The organism is Wolbachia endosymbiont (group B) of Episyrphus balteatus (assembly GCF_947250575.1).
Taxonomy (GTDB): Bacteria; Pseudomonadota; Alphaproteobacteria; order Rickettsiales; family Anaplasmataceae; genus Wolbachia.
In genome coordinates, this window is sequence record NZ_OX366325.1 from 43213 (window position 1) to 65218 (window position 22006).

The following is a 22006-nucleotide window of genomic DNA, read 5'->3' on the forward strand; positions in this document are numbered from 1 at the left end:
AGATGCAAAACATAATTCATCCAAATCTGGAAAAAGATATAAATAATTGGTTCAAAACAAAATTTAATGGTTTTACATTACCATTTTATAGCTCCATAGATCTTAGGAATTCAGGCTACAAAATTGCTCCAGTAGACGCCAATTTATTTCCTGCAGGGTTTAATAACCTAAGTGAAGTATCAAAAGCGATAGCAGCAAAATTGATAAAAAGCTACTTCGAAACAAAACAATATAAAAAGGCCCTTATAATACCGGAGAATTACACACGAAATAAAATGTATATAGAAAATGTATTTGCTATAGAAAAGGTACTGCAACTCGCAGGTTTTGAAACTAGAATTGGCCTCTTTCATAATGAAACGTACAATTTAATAGAACAGTATGAAACTGTTGTGAAAGAAAACTCTTTGCTGAAGACAACTTCAGGATTTGTGCCTGATATTATTATACTGAACCGTGATATGACGAGCCACATTCCAGACACGCTAGAAAACGTAAAACAAGAGATAGTGCCAAGTCCATTATATGGCTGGCACAGTAGGCAGAAATTTCAATATTTTGAAATCTATCAAAAATTAGTGTCCGAATTTTGTGGCGAATTTAAAATGGACCCATGGCTTATTTCTGTGCTTACAGAAAGCTGTAATGGAGTTGACTTTAATGATGATTCATCACTAGGAGCAGTAGCGACTAAAGTTGACCAAATATTATCTCTAGTGCAAAAAAAATATGAGGAATATGAAATAAAAACACAACCTTACGTTTTTATCAAAGCAAGCAATGGCACATATGGAATGGGCATTATAACAGCAACAAGTGGAAAGGAAATATTAAATCTCAATAAAAAAAAGCGTCATAAAATGAAAAAGATAAAAGAAGGAATAGCAATCAATAGTGTTATTATACAAGAAGGTGTACCAACTATTGACATATTTAAAAGTAGTTCTGCAGAACCGCTAATATACTATATAGGAGATACTCCAACATGTTACTTATACCGATGTAATAGCAGGAAAGATGTATATTCTAGCTTGAATTCCACTGACTGTGAATTTTATGACATCAGCCAAGAAAATAAAACTTTGCCACTTTGGAATATTGTTAGCAAATTAGCAGTGCTAGCATTGGCAGTAGAAATTAAGTCTTTTCATCTCTAATAATTAATTTCTACAATGCTGCCATTATGCTGAATATGGTGAGCGTCATCAAGTCCAGTAGAAGGATCAGTACCATTATTAGGTTGATTGACAAACTTATCGATGTTTGATACTAGATATGCTATGCTTAGTATCAAACTGACCGTAACAGTTAAGTTGAAATTATAGATTATGCCACCACCCAAGTCTATTGGTATGGTTGGAAGTTCCATTCTTTTTAATATGAAGCTTAACAAGCCCAATGACAAAGCGAATGTGCTAAAAATAACTTCTTTGCCATATTTAGCAGACTTTTCAGAATCCTTATTATCTAGATACTTCTTCCATGTATAATAACAGTTTATGCATTCTGAAAATAGAAATAGAACTGCTGATGTTAAGCTAATATAACTTATTACATCCTTGTTGTTTCTAGCTAAGAAATGAATGATTTTTGTCTGCATCAATATTCCTATGACACAGTTTGCCAAGAAGGCTAAGCTACCCACAACCTGTATTGGTTTTTCAGGTTCATTTCCCCCTTTACCATTCTGAAGTTTTTTAGATTTATATCCAGCTAAATTGAGACCAAAGTGAAGAGCAAATATTATTGATGTTGGTAGTTTTATGAACTTAGAAATATCTAATATAGTACAAATATTGGATCTGTTGTTATCAATAAACTCGCAACAGAATTGCAATGAAATTTTACACAATATGCCTGTTAAACCTACTGCAATACAATACATCTTTCTAATATCATGATTGTGAGCATCATGTATACTTTCTATAAATGTATTTGGCTTACCTTTTGGCATAAGTAGATAATAAAATCATAACTTTTTAATATTATACTATAAAAATCTAAAAAGAAAAGTGCTATAAATCAGTACTTTGAGAGTGATCTAAACATAAATCGGCCAAGCACTTGATAAATAAGAGATCAGTACTGAGAGTTGGTACGCGAAAGTAATATCCGTCTTTGATAATTGCTTTATACTCTATATCAAGTTCAACCAGTGTTTCAGAATGCTCAGAAACAAAAGATATAGGTGATAAAACTACAGGTATATTATCGTCTTTCGCGCGTGATAGCTCACTTTCAGTACTAGGCTCCAACCATTTTACAGGGCCAACCTTACTCTGATAACATATTCCCCAATCAAGATCTTCAATATTCAATTTTTTTACTATTAATTTTACTGTTTTTTCTATCTGTGAAGCGTAAGGGTCGCCTTTTTTAATGATACTAAGAGGTAAGCTATGAGCCGAGAATAGGACTCTTGGCTTACCGATTTTGCTAGCTAATTTATAATATTTAGACGTCAGATTAACATGAGCTTTAATAAAGTCTTCATTGTCATAATAATGATGAATTGTTTTTGTGTTACATTCCAGTTTGGCATTTTTTTGCCAATTCTCTATGGATGATAGAGTTGTGGTGGTTGAATATTGCGGATATAGTGGTAACAGAATGATTTCGTCAGGGTTGAATTGCTTTACGCTTTTAACAACTTCATCAGCAAATGGATGCCAATAACGCATGCAGATGAATATCTTATACACATGGTTTCCATCTTCATTTAATTTTAGTTCTAAAGCATCAGCTTGTGCTTTTGTATTCTCCAAGATTGGCGATTTACCTCCAATGTGCTCGTATATTTCTTGTGCAGTACTTTCTCGCCTTTTGGAGATAAACTTTGCTAAAAGGAAGCGAAAAGGATTTGGTAGATTTATTATTCTTTTATCGTAAAAAAGATTAAATAAGAAAGGACGGACCGCACTTAGTGAATCAGGTCCGCCTAGGTTAAATAAGATTACCGCCTTCTTCACTGACAGCACCTTTCTTCAGGTTTGCCTATAAAATCAGCTACACACTCATCAAGTTTAGTTACAGGCACTAAATTTCTTACACTGGCATACAATAGATGAGCAGATCTCTTCATGTTACTCTGTGTAGATGCAAAGCCTCTATCGAAAACCACATCAACGCAAAAACTTGGCACTGCTTCAAGAAGTTCAACAGCAGCCAAAGATATCATTATGCAGCTTTGTAGAGCCTTCAGAAAAATCGTAAGGGGGAAAAGTAAAACCTTAACAAAAAGAGAGGGAGGACTTTCATTCATTAGTTGTCCTGGATTAGGAGAATTATATTCAATATGCTGTCTGTTTTTATCAAAGATAGGAAATTTTATAGTGTCTTTCTTAAATTCCTGCTCTATTTGTTCCTCGGTATAATTTTCATTATTAGTCATTTTTTTCAATAACTTTTCACGCAAGTAAAAGGTTCTCACAACAAAACATGTTGCAACCATCAGTGCAGCACATATAAGCGCACAATGCATGAGGTTCATCCCACCTATCATAGATGGTAATGCAAGACAAACAAATGGCACTATGATAGCCATTTCGAAAAATGGAATAGTATTCCTTTTTATTGCAAAAACAGCGCCTTCTTTTAATTTTGTATTATTGTGTAAGCTATACTCTAAATAACTCAAAAATGCCAAATTAAAAGTTAAAAATCCTTTTGTCCCACAAAAAATTGATGACTTGAATTGATTAACCCATTCTTTAGCAGTAAGTGTAGTTTCAATTGATTGTTTAACATTAGGATCGACTGGTTTGTTGTTTTTTTTATTACAACACCCCATAAAACACCTCCTTGATGGTTTATTCTTAACTATAAGTGAAAAATTGCTTTTATCAAATCAAAGTTTATAATAAAATAAATCTATAAATATACGATCTTAATATAAGGAAATAATATGGCAATTGAGAGAACACTTTCAATATTAAAACCTGATGCAGTAAAAAATAATATTACAGGCAGTATAAATTCTTACATTGAAAAATCTGGACTAAAAATTATAGCACAAAGAATGATGATGCTGACAAAAAAACAAGCAGAGCTGTTTTATGAAATTCATAAGGATAGGCCTTTTTTTGGAGAGTTGGTGGAATTTATGACTTCTGGGTCTGTGATAGTTCAAGTTTTAATCGGTGAAAATGCAGTCAGTAAATACAGGCAAATCATGGGTGCTACAGATCCAAAGCAGGCAGATAAAGGTACAATTAGGGGTGATTTTGCTGATGATATTAGTGAAAATAGAGTGCATGGTTCTGATAGTCTAGAGAATGCTCATAGAGAAATAGCTTTCTTTTTTGCTGAATGTGAATTGGTGTAGTTTTACTTTTTTACATATTAAATTTCTGAATTTTATGTTGAACTGTATAATATTAGCCCAATTTTTAGTTTAAGCAATATTAAGGGAAAGCTTTTTCATGCACAGTATAGATAATATTTAAAATGGATCATGTTGTTAACGCTTATAATAGATCTGAAGCTTCTATAGTTAGAGGAGAAGGAGTATATCTCTTCGATAAGGATGGTAAAAAATATTTAGACTTTGCTGCAGGAATTTCTACAACCTCTCTAGGGCATTGTCATCCATACATTACAGATAAACTGAAGGAGCAACTGGATTCATTATGGCACTGCTCTAATATTTTTACTATTCCTCAGCAGGAAAGGCTTGCTCAGCGTTTAACAGAACTTACCTTTGCCGATAAAGTTTTTTTCTGCTCAAGTGGACTTGAAGCAACAGAAGCTGCAATTAAATTTATTCGCCGCTATTTCTACTTAAATGGACAAGAAAAGCGCAGTCACATCATTACAATTGAAGGAGGTTTTCATGGCCGCAGTATTGCTGCAATTTCAGCTGGGGGAAATGAAAAATCACGCGAAGGTTTTGCTCCACTCCTTTCTGGTTTTGATAAAGTTCCAAGAAATAACATTGAAGCATTAGAAAAGAAAATCAATAGCGAAACAGCTGCCATATTTTTAGAGCCCATACAAAGTGAAGGCGGAGTACATCCATTGGACGTAGAGTATCTTAAAAAAGTAAGAGAGATAACAAAAGCTCAAGGAATAATTTTATGCTTTGATGAAGTGCAATGCGGATATGGACGGATTGGCTCTCTATTTTACTATCAAAATATAGGAGTTGAACCTGATATGCTCACTTGTGCGAAGGCTATGGGTAATGGATTTCCTTTGGCTGCATGTTTAGTAAAAGATTATATAGCAGAAGCAATCACTCCAGGAACTCATGGGTCAACTTATGGAGGTAATCCACTTGCCATGACTGTTGGTAATGCAGTACTCGATGTAATGCTAAAGGAAGGCTTTTTTGACCATGTTAAGAAGGTCAGTAAATATCTAAAAGAAAAGTTGTTGCCTTTGACTGAAGAATTTCCGAAGATCGTTTCAGAAGTTCGTGGGGAGGGTTTATTGATAGGGATAGAGCTTAGAGTACCTTTGGCTGATAAAATTGTTAAACAATCTCTTGACAAAGGCTTAATAATGACTAAAATTTTAAATAATAGGGTAATAAGAATAACTCCTCCACTTGTTGTTGAGAATATGCATGTGAATGCAGTGTGTGATATATTTCATGATTTATTTTTTTATATTAAAGATATATAGACTTGCAAATGCTTCTTACAACATATAAAATCAACTCTGTTTCTATATCGCAATAACATCATACTTTAATGGATTGGTTATTGATTTCAGTATTGTCAGCAATTTTTTTCTTATTGATTTTATCGTTTTTGTTCTCAGGAGCAGAAATAGGGTTAACCTCAATTAGCCGATCCCGAGTGAATAAACTAAAGCTAGAAGGTAACAAAAAAGCCAAGATAATAGAGCTTTTGTTAGGTAAAAAAGAATTAACAATAGGAACAATATTACTGTGTAATACAATTATTAACATTACTTGCTCTGCTTTATTTACAGTAATATTTATAAATTCTTTTGGGAGTGAGGGCATATTTCTTTCAACGTTCATGATGACGTTTTGTATTTTGCTATTTTGTGAAGTTTTACCAAAAACTTACGCCATGCAAAATCCTGAAAAATTTACATTACTTTCTGCTTATTTTATGCTGTTTTTTGTCAAGGTTCTTTCTCCATTGACATTAGGCATTCAGTTTATTGTCAATATCATTCTGAAGTTATGTGGGCTTCATAAGAATAGGGAGGTAATATCTGCAGCAGATGCAATGCGTAATATGATTACTCTTCACCGCAGTGAGGGCACTATGTTACAACAGGATTTAGATATGCTAAATAGTATACTTGATTTGGCTGAGACAGAAATATCACAAATTATGACCCACAGGAGAAACTTATTTTCTCTTGATATAGATCGAAACAAAGAAGAGTTAATAAGAGAGATTTTAACCAGTAGCCATAGCAGAGTACCTTTATGGCAAAAAGAACCAGATAATATTGTTGGAGTGGTTCACGTGAAAAATCTAATAAATGCCTTGCGTGAAAAGGATAATAAAATAGAGATTGCCAAAGTTATGTCAAAGCCTTGGTTTATACCAGAAAGTACGCCACTCAGTGTACAACTTCACAACTTCCGTAAAAACAGGAAACACCTTGCATTTGTTATTGATGAGTATGGAGCACTACAGGGAATCGTAACTCTTGAGGATATACTGGAAGAAATAGTTGGAGAAATTTCAGATGAACATGATTTGATCACAGAGAATTTTATAAAAAAGATATCCGATAATATGTATCACATAGAAGGAAAATCTACTATTAGGGATATTAATAGACAGTTACATTGGGATCTTCCTGATGAAGAAGCTACAACTCTAGCAGGTATGATTGTAAACGAGATAGAGCGCATTCCTGAAGAAAATGAAGAGTTTTCCATGTACGGTTTTTACTTTAAGATTTTAAAAAAAGATAAAAATATTATTACTATGATTGAAGTACAAGTAAAAACTGATAATACTGTAGTAGCAATTAATTAGTTGGGTTCTATGGAAGATACAGTAAAAATAACGGCTGAAGATTTGAAGAGCTATATAGAGAGAATCGAAAAACTTGAACAAGAAAAGAGGGATGTGCAAGATCACATTCGTGATGTATATGCAAAAGCTGCAGATGAAGGTTGGGATATAAAAGTGATGAAACAGATTATTAGGCTAAGAAAGATGGATGATGATGACAGGGAGGAACAGGAAATATTACTTTATACCTACAAACGTGCATTGGGAATGAATTACGAAGGTGAATAGTAGGATTGTAATTGGAATAAGTGGAGCATCTGGTTCTATTTACGGTGTACGGATTCTAGAGGCACTAAAAAATACCAATCATGAAACTCATTTAGTGATCAGCAGTGCTGGAAAAATAACTATAGCTCATGAGATTAAAGAAAAACTTGAAGATATTATATCGCTTGCAGATTTTTACTATTCTGAAGAAAAAATAGGAGAAAAAATAGCAAGCGGCTCATTTAAAACCTCAGGTATGGTTATTGCTCCATGTTCTATGAAAACAATGTCTGAAATAGCATCGGGGGTGACTTCCAATCTATTAACAAGGGCTGCAGATGTAACTCTAAAAGAAAGAAGAAAATTAGTTCTTATGGTGCGAGAATCTCCACTACATCTTGGACATCTCCGAAATATGTTAAAACTAACGGAGATGGGAGCAATTATTGCTCCGCCGATGCCTGCTTTTTATATTAAACCAAAATCTTTGGATGATATTGTAAATCATGCTGTTGGTAAAGTATTGAATTTATTTGATATCGCATTACCTGACTTCAAGGAGTGGCAAGGAAATGTCAATTATTATTAACGGTAAAAAAATAGCAAATGATCTCTGTGAGGAGCTATCAAAAAAAATTGATATTTTAAAGAAAGAGTATAATGTTTTTCCTTGTCTTAAAGTAATTCTTGTGGGTAGCAATCCAGCAAGTCAGGTCTACGTTCGTAATAAACAAAGAAAAGCAGAATCAATAGGCATAAGTTCTGAAACTATTGTTTTGCCTGATAGTATCTCAGAAGATGAATTGATTGAAAAAGTTAATACATTAAATGAAGATTCATCTGTGCATGGAATTTTAGTTCAGTTACCTTTACCAAAGCACATCAGTGCAAGCAGAATAATTAATACAGTAAGTGTTGAAAAAGATGTAGATGGCTTTCATGATGAGAATGTTGGCAGGTTAGTTAAAGGTGAAAAAAATTGTCTGATACCTTGTACTCCTAAAGGTTCTTTACATTTAATTAAGTCAGTTGAAAATAATCTGTCCGGTAAAAATGCGGTGATTATTGGCAGATCAAATATTGTGGGTAAGCCGATGTTTCACTTATTGTTGCAGGAAAATTGTACCGTTACCATCTTGCATTCACAAAGTAGGGATTTAGCTGATTATTGCTCTAAAGCGGATATAGTAGTTGCAGCAGTTGGAAAGCCAAATTTTGTTCAAGCAGATTGGATAAAAAAAGGTGCAATAGTGATCGATGTTGGCATAAATAGCGTTAACTTGGGAAATCAAAGTAAGCTTGTGGGTGATGTTGACTTTGAGGGAGTAAAAGAAAAAGTCAAGGCTATTACTCCAGTACCCGGGGGTGTTGGCCCAATGACAATAGCATTTCTTATGATGAACACTGTAATTGCTGCTTGCTTGCAGCGGGGAGTTGATGCTTCTGATTTCATTAATTGAGGGCATAAGAAAAATAGATACCCGTCTCTAGATAATAACATCGAATTTTTATCCAAATAGCAAACCTCTTTGCAGGATTATCTTATTCACTACAAGAAATATGCAATTTAGAACATTAAAAATTATAACGTATGCCTACTTCTATGATTGCATCTGGTATTTGTACTGGTGGCTTGAAGGCACTTAATTGCCCACTTGCAGCAATAGCAACTGTAGCAACTATCTGCGGAGTAAATTCATAATCAACACCTACCTTTAGTTTATAGGAAATAGAACTCAGTATTTTGTCTACTAAAGATGGATCAGACGTTACTTTGCTTCCATCAGAAGCTAGTAGAGCTGGAGCTTCTCTCTTTTCTTCCTCTTCCCTTGTATTATCGTTTTCTGTACCATCTTCATTCGTAATTCTACCTGAATCATCTTTATTTGCAACATTTTTGCCTTTAGTTTCACCTGTACTACTGCCACCTAAGCCAAAAGAAGGCAATACTTGGATATATCCACCCAGTCCTATACTGGCATATAATTTAATGGGATCAATTTCAAGATCAGGATAGTAACGGTAATTCGCCAACAAGCTAGCTCCTACTTTCCTTTTTTGTTTATCAGTTATATCACTTATGTTGGCAAGAACCTCAAGTTCAAATTTAGAATTTTTGTCATAATTATAACCAAAAACAACGCTAGGTTTCATTTTAAAAGTATCACCCCATCCAGCACCAAAGTTTAAACCTACATAGTACTGATCTTCGTACCGATCTTCGTACCGATCTTCTAACTCACTTGCACTACTACTAGCTGTACTTGCTAAAGATGAAGCAAGCAATATAGCAAACAATTTTTTCATTTTCATATTACTCATATGTAACATTCCTTAAAACATACTAAAATAAGTGTTCAAACATGCTAGCAGCAAGTTTTGAGCATTGCTTATGGTTACACCTAAACATGTACACAATGCCATCCAGCATTAAAAACTATAACGTACTCCTACTTCCAGCATCGCATCTGGTATTTGTTTTGCTTTTAAACCACTCAGTTGCCCGCCTACGGTTAAAGCAGCTGTACCAACTATCTGTGGAGCAACTTCATAATCAACACCAACCTTCAGTTTGTACGAAATAGCACCCAGTATTTTATCTAGTGTTTCAGTGCCAACAATGTCAAAAGGATATACTTGTAGATGTACTCCTAAACCTCCACTGACATATAGTTTCACAGGATCAATGTCAACGTCAGGATAATAACGGTAATTTGCTAATAAACTAGCTCCCATTTTCTTGGTTGCCTTACCAAACATATCACTTACGTCGGTGAGAATCTCAAGTTCAAACTTAGAGCTTTTATCATAATTATAACCAAAAACTAAGCCAGGTTTTATTTTTAATCCAGTGCCCCATCCACCACCAAAGTTTAAACCTGCGTAGTACTGCTCTTTTGCACTATTACTAGCTGCTTTATTACTAGCTGCACCTGCTAGAGATGAAGTGAGCAAAACAGCTAAAACACACAATCCTTTTATTTTCATATAACTACCCATACAAAAAAATATATAATGCACAAGTATATATCCTTTATATTAAAAAAGATATAACCTCATATCAAAAAAAGTATACCTACGAAATTAGGGACATGCTACTCAAAATTTTTATATAACTATGTTTACTACCTTATTTGGTACAGCATATATAGTGCGAATTTTGCTTTGATCGATTTTGTTAGATACAGAATCTGTTGCTATTTTCTTCAATTCTTCTTGAGATAAACCAGTTGCTACTTTGATGGTCGCACGCAACTTTCCATTGATCTGCACTGCCACAATTACCATATTATCAATTAGTAGTGATTCATCAGCTTGTGGCCAAGGCTTTAGATATAGCATACCTTCGCCTCCTATTTTTTGCCATAAATTTTCAGCCAGGTGTGGCATGAATGGCTCAATTACTCTGATTAGTATGCATATACCTTCATCAATAAGAGATTTTCCAGTTTTTACGTCTATTGCAGCTATTAAATTTGTCATTTCACGAAACTTTGCTACCACACAGTTTAATCTGCAGTTTTCCAAGTCATCTGTAAGCCCTTGCAATAGTTTATGGATTTTTTTTCTGTCCTCTAGGAGTTTACCTACAATGTTTTCATTGTCATAGTGTATGTTTACGGGCCTAAGTTGCACTACCATACGCCACAATTTATTTATGTAGCGAAAACAACCTTCCACGCCATCATCAGACCATTCCATATCTTTTTCTGGGGGGGTATCGGATAATACAAACAAACGAGCAGTATCAGCACCGTATTTTTCTATGATAAAGTTTGGGTCAACTGTATTCTTCTTTGACTTACTCATCTTTTCGACTTTTCCAACTTGGATCTTAGCACCCTTCGCAATCAACTCTTTTGCTTCTTCGGGAAAGAGCCATTTGCCATTCTCATCTTTATAAGTTATATGGCAGACCATTCCTTGAGTGATTAAAGTAGAGAAAGGCTCTTTAACGTCAAAATAGCCACATTTAGTTAAAGCACGGCAGAAAAACCTTGAGTAAAGCAAATGTAGAATTGCATGTTCTATTCCACCTATGTAATAATCAACAGGCATAAAACGATTACAAGTATCTTTATTAATCGATTTATTTTCACTGCAAAATGCAGCAAAATACCAAGAAGATTCAAAAAAAGTGTCAAATGTATCAGTTTCACGTTCTGCTTGCTTTCCGCACTTTGGACAATCAACAAATTTCCAGGTTGGGTGCTTATACAGGGGATTACCACCACTTGTAAATTCTACATCCGTTGGTAGAACAACAGGGAGGTCTTTTTCTGGAACTGGAACAATTCCACAATCTTTACAATGTATAATAGGTATAGGACATCCCCAATAACGTTGCCTTGAAATTCCCCAATCATGCAAACGGTAGTTTACTGTTTTTTTGCTTATTCCTTTTTCTTCAAGTTTTTTTATGATTACTTTTTTTGCCTCATTAATCATTAGTCCGTTTAAGAATTCAGAATTGAACATCACTCCATCACCGAAGTACGGTTCTTTTAAGATCTCTGTGGTCTCTTCACAAACTACAGGAATAATCGGTAAACCATACTTCTGTGCAAATTCAAAATCACGCTGATCATGTGCAGGGCAACCAAAAATCGCACCTTCTCCATACTCCATCAACACAAAATTCGCTATATAAATTGGTAATTCCTTGTCGAGAAATGGGTGCCTGACGTTCAGTCCAGTGTAAATTCCAATTTTTTCATCATTCTCCCCCTTTGCCTTCATATTACCAATAAAGTCTCTTATTTCTTTGTCCTTAAGGTCTTGTACAATAGGGTGCTCTGCTCCTACTGCAAGAAAAGAAGCTCCAAATAAAGTATGAGGAGAAGTTGTAAAAATCTTTAACTTCTTATTCAAGCCAACTATTTCAAAATCTATAGTTGCCCCTTCAGATTTTCCTATCCAGCGCTCTTGCATAGTTTTGACTTTTTCTGGCCAATTTTTTAAACTTTGCAGACAATGAAGCAAATCTTCAGCAAAATCAGTAATCTTTAAAAACCATTGGAATAACTTACGTTTTTCAACAACTGCACCTGATCGCCATCCTTTTCCATCAACCACTTGCTCATTTGCAAGCACTGTTTGGTCCACTGGATCCCAATTAACCCACGACTCTTTTCGATAGGCAAGACCATGCTTTAAAAAATCCAGAAAAAATTTCTGTTCGTGTTTGTAATAATCAGGCTCACATGTGGAAAGCTCGTGATTCCAATTGTAGGAAAGACCTATAGATTTTAGCTGTGCACGCATATTGTCTATATTCTCTTTTGTCCACGCTGCAGGGTTAATATTATTGTCCCTTGCTGCATTTTCAGCTGGTAATCCAAACGCATCCCAGCCAATTGGGTGCAAAACCTCAAATCCATGAGCTCTCTTGTAACGTGCTATAACATCTCCTATTGCATAGTTACGCAGGTGCCCCATATGAATCTTACCAGATGGATATGGAAACATTTCCAACACGTAACATTTCTTCTTTTTACTATCTTTGCTTACAGAAAAATCCCACTTATTTTGGTAGAATTTTTCAACGTTTTTAAAATCATATTTCATAAATTCAATCACAGTTTATATGTACTAAAGGATCGACTGCTTGACCATTATGCCTTATTGTGAAACACATCTGCGGATCTTTATCTTGTGTGCTTGATTTACCTGCAGATCCAATTACTTGACCTTGTTTTACTTTATCACCAATTTCAACTTGTATGTTTTTTAAATAGGAGTACATAGTCATGTAATTATCTTTATGTTCCACTATAATTAAATTTCCGTACCACCTCAGGCCTTTGCCTACGTATATTACTTTGCCAGGTGCAGAAGCAATAACCTTTGTTCCACTTTGAGCAGTAATTTTTATGCCATCTTGACATATTTTATCAGAAGAGGTAACTGCACCTTTAACCGGTATTACAAATTTACACATGCTTTGTGCATTATTGTTATATACCTTATCTACAAAGGCTTTTCTACTTTCTTTTCGCAGCGAAGAATCAACATTTTCTTTAATCAAATGATACTCCCTTGTGTACTCTAGGTCTCTTTTCCCATAAAATTCTTCGCCTTTAAGTAGTACAGGTGCAGGTTTTTGCAGGCCACAGCTTATCAGTATTGCTGATAATATAAAGAACAAGGCTATACGACACATACACTTATCTCTAGATATATCAACTTTCACAAAACTTTATAGTGTTTTTCGTCTATTTATTACTTTCTTCATTTATTTTATCAGTCAAATAGTCTCTTAAATCGGTAAGTTCTTGCAACAAATTTCTTGAATAATGATCAATTCTTACATCGTTACCAAATTCCTTTTGTACTCCTTTTATTGTATATCCTTTGTCATATAGCATATATTTTATTTTCTTTATTGCCTCTATACACTTATGATCATATAGTCTTCTTCCCTTCCGTTTTATGGGTTTAATTTGATGGAATTGACTTTCCCAGAATCTTAAAACATGCTGCTCCAAATGTAGTTCTTCAGCTACTTCTCCAATTGTGTAAAATAATTTTTCCTTATTCATCGGTTGTTTATTAATTTCTTCATCATTTTTGAAGGTCTAAAAGAAATTGATTTTCTCGCTTTAATTACTACCCTTTCCGATGTCTTTGGTATATTTCCTGGTCTTTCTTTCTTGTTTTTAACCAAAAATGTTCCAAATGAAGATATTTTTACTATTCCATCCTTTGCTAAGCTCGTTTTTATCTCATCCAATATATCATCTATTATTGCAATAGAGTCTTGTTTCGATAATCCAATTTCCTGGTTTATACATTCAGCTATTGTTGCCTTAGTTACTGTTGTGTCTTTTGTTGTCATAATTTATTACAGTATGTTAATATAATATAACAATCGACTCAAGATTCAGCTACTTTATTTTTATAGTATGTTTCTTTTGTAGCGTAATTAAAAATACTAGCAAATGTTAACATTGCAAATATTGTGAAAAGCGCCATTTGATGATCTGAAAAAAGTGCTAAAATTGACACTAAAATTCCACTCATAACAAACATAAATCCATTGATAATGGATGATGATGTGCTAATATACTTCTGCTCAACAATCTCACTACCAACAGTAAAATTAAGCATATGTCCTCCTGCAAAAAAACCAAACATTAACATACAAAAGTATATAATATGAACTGTTAAATTACCGCATAGTAAAATAATAGCTGAAATACTTTGCAATGTGGCAAAAGCAGAGATTACGTGCCTTCTATTTTTAAATAGATTTGAGATTAGATCTGCAATTGGAGCACCAACTGCAAGACCAAGCCACAATATTGCAGTTGCCACACCTAACTCCATTGTATTGAGTTCTAAGTTGCTTAGTAACCTTGGTGCCCACAGCATATTAAGCGCTAAAAATGTTCCAAAAGTAATAGCACCCACTATTGAGGTTATCCAGATATCTCTTAATTTTAGCACTGTTAGTACAGAACATATTACTGTTTTTATAGAGCTCTTTATTGTGTATTCCCCCAAATTTTTTTTTGAAAGTCCTTTCGGATAAAAAAACATAAGTACAAATATCGATACGCCAAATAATATTACGCATACAATAAGATTTTTCCAATCTGCACCTTCGGCAAGCAAGCTAGAGAAGCACATTTGAATCATCAAAGCAGAAAGACTTGAAATTGTCTGCACTAGTGAGAACATCAGTCCAAATTGAGTAAGGGGAAAATATGTGCTACTTATATGAGCGGCGCCAATAAAACCAAACGATGCTCCAATTGCAATCAAGAATTGAGATAAAATTAAATGGACAAAATTGTCACTACTAATAAGGATAAAAAACCCAAAGATCATAATCGACAACGAGAAAAAATAAATTTTTTTGCTGGAAAAAACATTAAACATTGCCCCACTAAAAAATTGTGAGATAGCAAAAGTCCAAGTATATGCTGAATTAGCTAGTGCAACTTGCGCAATCGTGAGCCCAAGTTCTTTTTCAAGATTCACACTTATAAAGGTGTAGATTATCTGCATATTGCTGAATACAACAATCAAGTTACTGATTAGCCAAATGAACCAAGCTCTACTTTCCATAAGATTTTATAAGTAATCCATTAATAACAAGCCTCTTTTAGTCTCTGATTAATGTTAAAACAGTTGCAATTATAGATTATATAAAAGCTATGAAACAACAAATTTGTTGTGAGATTTTAATTGTTAGAATCTGTATATGATCTCAAGAAAGAAATAAGTTCAACAATCATTACCTATAAGATAAAAGGTGAAAATTTGAAATTATCATGAACTGGCTCATTTTTCTGCCACTTAGATGATGTTTTTTCAAATTGTTGATAAATCAAAGTCAGTTTAGCTATTAATTATTTATCTTTTTTTCTAGTTATGTAACGGGTCTGTTATTAAATTTTTCAATAATACCTTTTATTTTCGCCGCCTCTTCAAACTCTAAATTTTCAGCATGCTTCAACATTTGCTTTTTCAAACTATTTAGATCATCCTTGCTAAAATTCTCAATCACCACTTTTTCCTGTAAAGTATTTGATATAGGCTTTATTATAGTTTTTGGTACAATATTATGCAGTGTATTATGCTCTGTCTGTTTCTTTCTTCTCCTTTCAGTTTCTTTCAGTGCACGATCCATAGAATTAGTAATTTTGTCTGCATATAAAATTACTCTGCCTTCAACATTTCGTGCAGCACGACCTATCGTTTGAATGAGCGAAGTCTCTGATCGTAAAAACCCTTCTTTGTCAGCATCTAAAATTGCAACCAATCCACACTCGGGAATATCAAGACCTTCCCGCAACAAGTTAACGCCAACAAGAACATCTATTTCTTTAGATCTTAATTTGCATATAATTTCAATTCTTTCCAGTGCACCAATATCTGAATGTAGGTAAGTTACTTTCATACTGAGCTCACTCATATGCTCAGCTAGTTTTTCAGCCATTTTTTTTGTCAATGTGGTAATTAGAATACAAAACCCTTTTTTTATCGTCACTTGTGCCTCATGAATCACATCATCAACCTGACTCCCTGTTGGTTTTATGATGCAGATGGGATCTGTCAGTCCTGTTGGGCGGATAACTTGCTCTATAAATGCGTGATTAGTCTTTTCTAATTCATATTTTCCTGGAGTAGCCGAAACGTAAATAGTCTGTGGCCGTATTGCCTCCCACTCTTCCAATTTTAATGGACGGTTATCAAAAGCAGAAGGTAGCCTAAAACCATAATCTATCAATTTCTTTTTACGTGCTTCATTACCGCTATACATTGCACCTATCTGGGGAACGGTTACATGGCTTTCATCAACAAATAAAATTACATCTTTAGGTAAATACTCAAACAATGTAGGCGGTGGATCTCCGGCTTTCATTCCGTAAAGATAACGCGAATAATTTTCAATACCTTTACACACTCCCGTTGCCATCATCATTTCAATATCAAAATTAGTACGCTGCTCAAGGCGTTTTGCTTCAACAATTTTGTTCTGTGAATAGTAATAATCCAGGCGTTCATGTAGTTCTTTTTTAATCAATTGAACTGCTTGCAAAAGAGTCTCACGTGATGTAGTGTAATAGCTATTTGGAAAAATGGTGACTGTATCTATGCGTCTGATAATATTGCCGTTCATGGCATCAATCTCAGAAATTTCCTCTATTTCATCACCAAACAATGATAAACGCCAAGCTTTATTTTCATAATAGGCAGGAAATATATCAATAATATCGCCGCGCACTCTGAAATATCCTCGCTCAAATCTGACATCAGAACGTTTATATTGGAGATTAACTAAATTATTCAGAAAGTCATTAACATGAATCTTATCTCCAGCACTTAAAGTCAAGGTCATGCTGAGATAGCTCTCAGGCGAACCAAGACCATATATACAAGAAACACTCGCAACTACAATCGTGTCCCTACGCTCCAAAAGAGAGCATATAGCAGAATAGCGTAGCATATCAATTCTTTCATTTATTAAAGAGTCTTTTTCAATATAAGTGTCTGTTTGTGGCGAATAAGCCTCAGGCTGATAATAATCATAATAAGAAATGAAGTATCCAACAGCATTGTGAGGGAAAAATCCTCTCATCTCCTCGTAAAGCTGCGCCGCTAAAGTTTTATTATGTGCCATAATTAATGCAGGCCTGTTTGTTCTTGCAATAACATTTGCCATAGTGAAGGTTTTTCCAGAGCCAGTAACTCCAAGCAAAACCTGATCTCTTTTATTACTATTTAACCCTGCAACTAAGTTGTCTATTGCCTGTGGTTGATCTCCAGCTGGCTGAAAATGTGTAACTATTTGAAATTCCATACCTTTATATTTTCATAATGTATTTATTACTATACAATACATTTGCTAGTGTAAATAAGGTATGAAAGAATGAACATAAAAAACTCTATTTTTTCTTTTTATAGAGCCTGCTCCAAATCCTGTTGTTGGTTAATACAAAAAACACCGTCAAAATTATAAAATATGTCACTATTTTTAGCCCAAGTTTATGTCGGCGCTCCAGTTCTGGCTCTGCTGCCCATTGTAAGAAATTTACCACATCATATGCCATATTTTCAACTGTGGCTTGCCTTGTACCATCATATTCTACCATTCCTTCAGAGAGTGGTGGTGCCATAGCTAACCTGCCTGTTGAAAAATATGGATTAAAATATAAACCGTTCTCATCATGTTCACCGTTTTGATAACCAATTAGTAGTGAATAGACATAATTTGCACCATCATGTCTTGCTTTGACAATTAATGATAAGTCCGGTGGAATTGCTCCATTGTTGCTTGCTGCAGCTGCTTCTTTTGTATCAAAAGGTGCAATAAAATAATCCGAAGACACTCCCGGCCTATCAAACATTTCACCCAAATCATTTGGACCATCTTTCACTTGGTAAGAGGCTGCAATTTGTTTTACATCCTCTTCAGAAAAACCAACATCTTGCAAATTACGAAACGCTATTCTATTCATTGAATGGCAAGCAGCACAGACTTCCTTGTATACTTTATAGCCACGCTGAATTGACTCTCTATCGAAAGATCCGGTAATTCCATTAAAACTCCAGTCAATTTTCTTATTTGGTAAAGGTTTAAACTCCTCTGCAGATAGAGAATTAGCGAAAAATAATACACAAAACACAGCAACTTTAACCAATAGCATCACTTCATCTCCGGCACGGAATCGCTTATTGTTTTTGGTAATTTTTTTGGTTTCTCATACTTACTAAGTAAAGGTAAAACTATCACAAAATATGAAAAATAATAAAGAGTTGAGAGCCTACTTAAAGTAATGTAAGGCTCCTTAACTTCTTGTCCCCCAAGCCAGGCAAGAAATGCAAAATTTATTGCAAAAACCCAAAAAAAATTCTTAAATAATGGTCGATAAGCACCACTTTTAACCTTTGATTTATCAAGCCAAGGCAAAAGAAACCACACTAAAATAGATCCAAACATGGTAAGTACACCAATAAGTTTATTTGGAATTGAACGCAGCATCGCATAAAAAGGTAAGAAATACCACTCTGGCACTATATGTACTGGAGTTACCATAGGATCAGCCTCTATATAATTGTCAGGATGCCCAAGATAATTAGGGGCATAAAAAACAAATCCAAATAAAATTATAAAAAATAAACCAAAAGTTATGCAGTCCTTTGCTATATAGTAAGGATAAAAAGGAATGGTATCCTTATCTGACCTGACTTCTATTCCACTTGGATTATTAGAGCCAAACCTATGCAGAGCAACAACATGCAACATAGCTAAAGCGATAATAATGAAAGGCATAAGATAATGCAGCGCAAAAAAACGATTAAGCGTTGGATTATCAACAGAGAAACCTCCCCATAGCCATATAACTATTTTATCACCAATTAAAGGTATAGCCGAGAATAAATTAGTTATAACTGTTGCACCCCAAAAACTCATTTGTCCCCATGGAAGAACATATCCCATAAAGGCAGTTGCCATCATTGCAAAAAATATAAATATGCCAATAAACCATACCATTTCTCGCGGTCTCTTATAAGATCCGTAATATAATCCACGCATGATATGAACATAGACCACCATAAAGAAGAGCGACGCCCCAACAGCATGAGTATAACGTATCAGCCATCCATAACTTACGTCACGCATTATACGCTCCACACTATTAAATGCATGATCAACATGCGGAGTGTAGTGCATGGCAAGAAATATACCTGTTATTATTTGTAAAATCAGCGCTATACCAGCTAAAGAACCAAAATTCCAAGCATAATTTAAATTTTTTGGTACTTGATAAGAAGCAGTATGTTTTAGAAAAGAAAATATAGGCAGTCTATACTCTATCCAACCTAATATACCTTTTTCTTCTATTATTTCTTTTTTGCTATCATCTTCCATAACTTAAAGCTTTGTCATCTTAACTCATTGTATTGTAACAATTTAACGCTAATAAACAATAAAAAGTTTAAGTTTAAAGAGTAGATTTCACAAAAACAAGCACTCAAATTTGAGTGCTTGTTTTAAAGGGACTTTTGATGACATACACCTTTAGATATTGTTGAATTGCTTAATGAACTTCGAGGACATTGATAAAGTTTTTCACACTTACTAAGTGCCGTCTCGACATTTTTTGCCATAGTGTGAAACTCTTTTTCTCTAATTCCTTCTATTGCAAAAAGCGAATTATTCAGTGGTTCTGAATATTTTTTCCCTGTAAATTGCTTGAACATTACATAACCTAACATGGCTGTTCCATACAAATTACCTCGTGAAAAATCTATTGAGCTTTCAGCTGAGTGGACAGCAGATTGCTGTGCAGGAGGTAAAGCAGGGGCACTCTGAAATAAGCTACTGAGTGCAGCAGTTGTTGAAGTTCCCATCCAACTAAATACACTATTAATAAAAGAAGAAGGTCTTACTGCACTACTTGGTGCAGGAGTAATATCTTCTGAGTTTAGTGTGCCGTAGAGACACAAGGAATGTTCAAGTAAGAGCAAACTAAGTGCAAAAGCTACGCAATAGATGGGGGTGGGCCCCTCGGAGCCGGCTTACAAGAGCAGGCTTCAAACAACCATAAGCTGCTTTGGTAAAAAGCTAAGGTAGTGAGCGTTATGGAAAAGGCGCAAATATGCGTCATGTGTAAAATAGAGAGATGAATGAAAATGAACCACTGATAAAGTGTCGAAAGGAATTGGATGATGTCAAAACCAGGGGTTAGACTTAACCTGGGATAAATCTATCGGGAGCTTGTTTACTGGATAGATGGCGTCCGGCATAGAGGTGGCATGAATCTATTTTGGGCTATTGCGTGGAACTGCGGGAACCTGTCGTTTCGATGATAAGGGAGAAATCCAAGGAGCTGATCTCTGAGGATGAGAGTACCGATGCGGAAAACAGGGGCGGATCAGCTCGTAGTAGTGAAGAAGTTTCTGTAATGGAAATGGAGCGAAGGAGCTGAGTTATTTAGTTTTAGTTATTTATCAACCGAAAGGGAGGAGTTAATGAATAAAACAAAGTCTTTTGATATACCAAAGCAACTTATTTGGAGAGCTTATAAACAAGTATCGAAAAATAGAGGTGCTGCTGGTGTAGATGGGGTTTCGATAACAAAGTTTGAGGAAAATCTAAAAGATAATCTATACAAACTATGGAATCGTATGACATCCGGAAGTTATTTTCCAGAGCCTGTAAAAGCTGTAGCAATACCGAAAGATATGGGAGGAGGACAAAGAATTTTATGTGTTCCTTCAGTATCAGATAGGATAGCGCAAACAGCAGCAACAATGTATCTCGAACCGTTAGTGGAGCCAAAATTCCATGAGGATTCATATGGTTATAGATCGAATAAATCAGCATTGGATGCGGTAGATACAGCGCGTAAGAGATGCTGGAAGTACGATTGGGTGGTAGACCTTGATATATCAGGGTTCTTCGACAATCTGGATCACGACTTAGCACTTCAGGCTATCAAGAAACACACAGACTGCAAATGGGTCATACTATATGTTGAAAGGTGGATGAAATCCCCTATACAACTTGCAGATGGCAGTAAAGTAGTTAGGGATAAAGGAGTTCCGCAAGGAGGTTCAGTTAGCCCAATCATCTCTAATATATTCATGCATCATGTGTTTGATATATGGATGAAAAAGAACTATCCGACGGTACCATTTGAGAGATATGTGGACGATGCGATAGTGCACTGCAGAACAGAGAAACAGACAAGATTTGTGAAAGTAATGATCGAAGAAAGATTGGCTGAGTATAGGTTGAAATTACATCCTAAAAAGACACAGATAGTGTACTGTAAGGATGACAATAGGAGAGATGAATTTCCTAAACAAAGTTTTGATTTTCTGGGTTACACATTCAGACCCAGGTTAGCAAGAAATAAAATAGGGAAGCATTTTGTTTCATTTCTCCCAGCAATTAGCAACAAGGCCAAGAAAAAGATTACTACAACCATAAGATCATGGAAAATGCTACGAAATACGCATATAACATTAGAGGAGATATCAGGAAAAGTAAATCCAATAGTCAGAGGCTGGTATCAGTACTATGGCAAATTTTACAGAACTGAGGTCTACAAATCTCTAAAGAATGTAGAGCGGCATCTAGAAAAGTGGGTCAAAAGGAAATATAAGAGACTCAGGAGTCACGGAAGACTAGCAAGACAATTTCTAGGAAAGGTGAGAGATAGGTCTCCAAATATTTTCTATCATTGGACACTAGGTTTAGGGTCAAAAAGGCTAAATAATGGGAGCTGTATAAGCTGAGAGGTTTATGTACAGTTCTGCGAGAGACT

The 22006-nt window shown here is 34.9% G+C and carries 22 protein-coding genes and 1 pseudogene; 9 read left to right on the forward strand and 14 right to left on the reverse strand.

Going from position 1 to position 22006, the window contains the following annotated elements; translation table 11 throughout:
- The first annotated feature begins 2 nt into the window (after nucleotides 1-2).
- Nucleotides 3-1157, forward strand: coding sequence for a glutamate--cysteine ligase (gshA, locus tag OOL05_RS00235; protein ID WP_010406439.1), 1155 nt, complete (start codon nucleotides 3-5; stop codon nucleotides 1155-1157).
- Here gshA and OOL05_RS00240 read toward each other — a convergent pair.
- The 3 genes from OOL05_RS00240 to OOL05_RS00250 all read right to left on the reverse strand — a co-directional run bounded on the left by OOL05_RS00240 (nucleotide 1154) and on the right by OOL05_RS00250 (nucleotide 3790).
- A complete protein-coding gene (locus OOL05_RS00240; RefSeq protein ID WP_006014617.1) occupies nucleotides 1154-1954 on the reverse strand; it encodes a hypothetical protein in 801 nt (266 codons plus the stop codon). The genes gshA and OOL05_RS00240 overlap by 4 nt on opposite strands.
- A 61-nt stretch (nucleotides 1955-2015) precedes the next feature.
- Complete coding sequence (gene hemH, locus OOL05_RS00245; protein ID WP_264376054.1) at nucleotides 2016-2969, reverse strand: ferrochelatase; 954 nt, start codon at nucleotides 2967-2969, stop codon at nucleotides 2016-2018.
- A complete protein-coding gene (locus OOL05_RS00250) occupies nucleotides 2966-3790 on the reverse strand; it encodes a hypothetical protein (protein WP_264336351.1) in 825 nt (274 codons plus the stop codon). Before OOL05_RS00250 ends, hemH begins: the two co-directional genes overlap by 4 nt.
- A gap of 114 nt (nucleotides 3791-3904) precedes the next feature.
- Between OOL05_RS00250 and ndk the strand changes: the two genes are divergently transcribed.
- From ndk to folD, 6 genes are all read left to right on the forward strand, one after another.
- Entirely contained in the window at nucleotides 3905-4324 is a 420-nt protein-coding gene (ndk, locus tag OOL05_RS00255; RefSeq protein WP_149168695.1) for a nucleoside-diphosphate kinase, read from the forward strand.
- Nucleotides 4325-4446: 122 nt separating this feature from the next.
- A complete protein-coding gene (locus OOL05_RS00260; protein ID WP_015587994.1) occupies nucleotides 4447-5625 on the forward strand; it encodes an aspartate aminotransferase family protein in 1179 nt (392 codons plus the stop codon).
- 68 nt (nucleotides 5626-5693) lie between these two features.
- Nucleotides 5694-6971: an HlyC/CorC family transporter gene (locus OOL05_RS00265; RefSeq protein ID WP_029237684.1), complete on the forward strand. Its 1278-nt coding sequence runs from the start codon at nucleotides 5694-5696 to the stop codon at nucleotides 6969-6971.
- Nucleotides 6972-6980: 9 nt separating this feature from the next.
- Complete coding sequence (locus tag OOL05_RS00270; RefSeq protein ID WP_064085427.1) at nucleotides 6981-7238, forward strand: DUF2312 domain-containing protein; 258 nt, start codon at nucleotides 6981-6983, stop codon at nucleotides 7236-7238.
- The gene (locus OOL05_RS00275; RefSeq protein WP_010406412.1) at nucleotides 7231-7806 is read left to right on the forward strand and encodes a UbiX family flavin prenyltransferase; all 576 of its coding nucleotides are present in this window, start codon (nucleotides 7231-7233) and stop codon (nucleotides 7804-7806) included. Before OOL05_RS00270 ends, OOL05_RS00275 begins: the two co-directional genes overlap by 8 nt.
- A complete protein-coding gene (folD, locus tag OOL05_RS00280) occupies nucleotides 7790-8677 on the forward strand; it encodes a bifunctional methylenetetrahydrofolate dehydrogenase/methenyltetrahydrofolate cyclohydrolase FolD (protein ID WP_264730344.1) in 888 nt (295 codons plus the stop codon). Before OOL05_RS00275 ends, folD begins: the two co-directional genes overlap by 17 nt.
- A gap of 115 nt (nucleotides 8678-8792) precedes the next feature.
- Here the strand turns inward: folD and OOL05_RS00285 are convergent, their stop codons facing one another.
- The 11 genes and pseudogenes from OOL05_RS00285 to OOL05_RS00335 form a co-directional block, all read right to left on the reverse strand.
- On the reverse strand, nucleotides 8793-9530 hold the full coding sequence (locus tag OOL05_RS00285; RefSeq protein ID WP_264730821.1) for a cell envelope biogenesis protein OmpA: 738 nt from the start codon (nucleotides 9528-9530) through the stop codon (nucleotides 8793-8795).
- Between the two features lie 117 nt (nucleotides 9531-9647).
- On the reverse strand, nucleotides 9648-10205 hold the full coding sequence (locus OOL05_RS00290; protein WP_264730346.1) for a hypothetical protein: 558 nt from the start codon (nucleotides 10203-10205) through the stop codon (nucleotides 9648-9650).
- Nucleotides 10206-10325: 120 nt separating this feature from the next.
- Nucleotides 10326-12785 carry a leucine--tRNA ligase gene (gene leuS / locus OOL05_RS00295; RefSeq protein WP_264376051.1) on the reverse strand — a complete coding sequence of 820 codons (2460 nt, stop codon included), beginning with the start codon at nucleotides 12783-12785 and terminating at the stop codon, nucleotides 10326-10328.
- 4 nt (nucleotides 12786-12789) lie between these two features.
- Nucleotides 12790-13380 carry a murein hydrolase activator EnvC family protein gene (locus tag OOL05_RS00300; RefSeq protein WP_007302156.1) on the reverse strand — a complete coding sequence of 197 codons (591 nt, stop codon included), beginning with the start codon at nucleotides 13378-13380 and terminating at the stop codon, nucleotides 12790-12792.
- A gap of 52 nt (nucleotides 13381-13432) precedes the next feature.
- Nucleotides 13433-13759 (reverse strand): MerR family transcriptional regulator, encoded by a 327-nt coding sequence (locus OOL05_RS00305; RefSeq protein ID WP_010402982.1) that lies wholly within the window; start codon nucleotides 13757-13759, stop codon nucleotides 13433-13435.
- Entirely contained in the window at nucleotides 13756-14055 is a 300-nt protein-coding gene (locus OOL05_RS00310) for an integration host factor subunit alpha (protein ID WP_264730349.1), read from the reverse strand. The genes OOL05_RS00305 and OOL05_RS00310 overlap by 4 nt, the downstream gene beginning before the upstream one ends.
- A 38-nt stretch (nucleotides 14056-14093) precedes the next feature.
- Nucleotides 14094-15290, reverse strand: a complete 1197-nt coding sequence (locus OOL05_RS00315) for an MFS transporter (RefSeq protein WP_264730350.1) — start codon at nucleotides 15288-15290, stop codon at nucleotides 14094-14096.
- A gap of 304 nt (nucleotides 15291-15594) precedes the next feature.
- The gene (uvrB, locus tag OOL05_RS00320) at nucleotides 15595-17529 is read right to left on the reverse strand and encodes an excinuclease ABC subunit UvrB (RefSeq protein WP_264730352.1); all 1935 of its coding nucleotides are present in this window, start codon (nucleotides 17527-17529) and stop codon (nucleotides 15595-15597) included.
- An 85-nt stretch (nucleotides 17530-17614) separates the two neighbouring features.
- The gene (locus OOL05_RS00325; RefSeq protein WP_019236739.1) at nucleotides 17615-18376 is read right to left on the reverse strand and encodes a cytochrome c1; all 762 of its coding nucleotides are present in this window, start codon (nucleotides 18374-18376) and stop codon (nucleotides 17615-17617) included.
- Nucleotides 18376-19602: a cytochrome b gene (locus OOL05_RS00330; RefSeq protein WP_264730355.1), complete on the reverse strand. Its 1227-nt coding sequence runs from the start codon at nucleotides 19600-19602 to the stop codon at nucleotides 18376-18378. Before OOL05_RS00330 ends, OOL05_RS00325 begins: the two co-directional genes overlap by 1 nt.
- A gap of 122 nt (nucleotides 19603-19724) precedes the next feature.
- A pseudogene (locus tag OOL05_RS00335) lies at nucleotides 19725-20153 on the reverse strand (ankyrin repeat domain-containing protein); the annotation flags it as partial.
- 386 nt (nucleotides 20154-20539) lie between these two features.
- Here OOL05_RS00335 and OOL05_RS00340 point away from each other — a divergent pair.
- Both OOL05_RS00340 and ltrA read left to right on the forward strand, forming a co-directional pair.
- The gene (locus OOL05_RS00340; protein ID WP_255446080.1) at nucleotides 20540-20662 is read left to right on the forward strand and encodes a hypothetical protein; all 123 of its coding nucleotides are present in this window, start codon (nucleotides 20540-20542) and stop codon (nucleotides 20660-20662) included.
- A gap of 43 nt (nucleotides 20663-20705) precedes the next feature.
- Nucleotides 20706-21977 carry a group II intron reverse transcriptase/maturase gene (ltrA, locus tag OOL05_RS00345; protein WP_264377358.1) on the forward strand — a complete coding sequence of 424 codons (1272 nt, stop codon included), beginning with the start codon at nucleotides 20706-20708 and terminating at the stop codon, nucleotides 21975-21977.
- Nucleotides 21978-22006: the final 29 nt, after the last annotated feature.

What these genes read in the sequence shown, in the direction of transcription:
- OOL05_RS00325 (WP_019236739.1), bottom strand. Translation starts at nt 18,376, where the DNA reads ATGCTATTGGTTAAAGTTGCTGTGTTTTGTGTATTATTTTTCGCTAAT.
- OOL05_RS00265 (WP_029237684.1), top strand. Translation starts at nt 5,694, where the DNA reads ATGGATTGGTTATTGATTTCAGTATTGTCAGCAATTTTTTTCTTATTG.
- OOL05_RS00340 (WP_255446080.1), top strand. Translation starts at nt 20,540, where the DNA reads ATGATAAGGGAGAAATCCAAGGAGCTGATCTCTGAGGATGAGAGTACC.
- ndk (WP_149168695.1), top strand. Translation starts at nt 3,905, where the DNA reads ATGGCAATTGAGAGAACACTTTCAATATTAAAACCTGATGCAGTAAAA.
- OOL05_RS00300 (WP_007302156.1), bottom strand. Translation starts at nt 13,380, where the DNA reads ATGTGTCGTATAGCCTTGTTCTTTATATTATCAGCAATACTGATAAGC.
- OOL05_RS00330 (WP_264730355.1), bottom strand. Translation starts at nt 19,602, where the DNA reads ATGGAAGATGATAGCAAAAAAGAAATAATAGAAGAAAAAGGTATATTA.
- leuS (WP_264376051.1), bottom strand. Translation starts at nt 12,785, where the DNA reads ATGAAATATGATTTTAAAAACGTTGAAAAATTCTACCAAAATAAGTGG.
- OOL05_RS00315 (WP_264730350.1), bottom strand. Translation starts at nt 15,290, where the DNA reads ATGGAAAGTAGAGCTTGGTTCATTTGGCTAATCAGTAACTTGATTGTT.
- OOL05_RS00270 (WP_064085427.1), top strand. Translation starts at nt 6,981, where the DNA reads ATGGAAGATACAGTAAAAATAACGGCTGAAGATTTGAAGAGCTATATA.
- OOL05_RS00285 (WP_264730821.1), bottom strand. Translation starts at nt 9,530, where the DNA reads ATGAAAATGAAAAAATTGTTTGCTATATTGCTTGCTTCATCTTTAGCA.
- gshA (WP_010406439.1), top strand. Translation starts at nt 3, where the DNA reads ATGCAAAACATAATTCATCCAAATCTGGAAAAAGATATAAATAATTGG.
- ltrA (WP_264377358.1), top strand. Translation starts at nt 20,706, where the DNA reads ATGAATAAAACAAAGTCTTTTGATATACCAAAGCAACTTATTTGGAGA.
- folD (WP_264730344.1), top strand. Translation starts at nt 7,790, where the DNA reads ATGTCAATTATTATTAACGGTAAAAAAATAGCAAATGATCTCTGTGAG.
- OOL05_RS00310 (WP_264730349.1), bottom strand. Translation starts at nt 14,055, where the DNA reads ATGACAACAAAAGACACAACAGTAACTAAGGCAACAATAGCTGAATGT.
- OOL05_RS00305 (WP_010402982.1), bottom strand. Translation starts at nt 13,759, where the DNA reads ATGAATAAGGAAAAATTATTTTACACAATTGGAGAAGTAGCTGAAGAA.
- OOL05_RS00290 (WP_264730346.1), bottom strand. Translation starts at nt 10,205, where the DNA reads ATGAAAATAAAAGGATTGTGTGTTTTAGCTGTTTTGCTCACTTCATCT.
- OOL05_RS00240 (WP_006014617.1), bottom strand. Translation starts at nt 1,954, where the DNA reads ATGCCAAAAGGTAAGCCAAATACATTTATAGAAAGTATACATGATGCT.
- OOL05_RS00250 (WP_264336351.1), bottom strand. Translation starts at nt 3,790, where the DNA reads ATGGGGTGTTGTAATAAAAAAAACAACAAACCAGTCGATCCTAATGTT.
- OOL05_RS00260 (WP_015587994.1), top strand. Translation starts at nt 4,447, where the DNA reads ATGGATCATGTTGTTAACGCTTATAATAGATCTGAAGCTTCTATAGTT.
- uvrB (WP_264730352.1), bottom strand. Translation starts at nt 17,529, where the DNA reads ATGGAATTTCAAATAGTTACACATTTTCAGCCAGCTGGAGATCAACCA.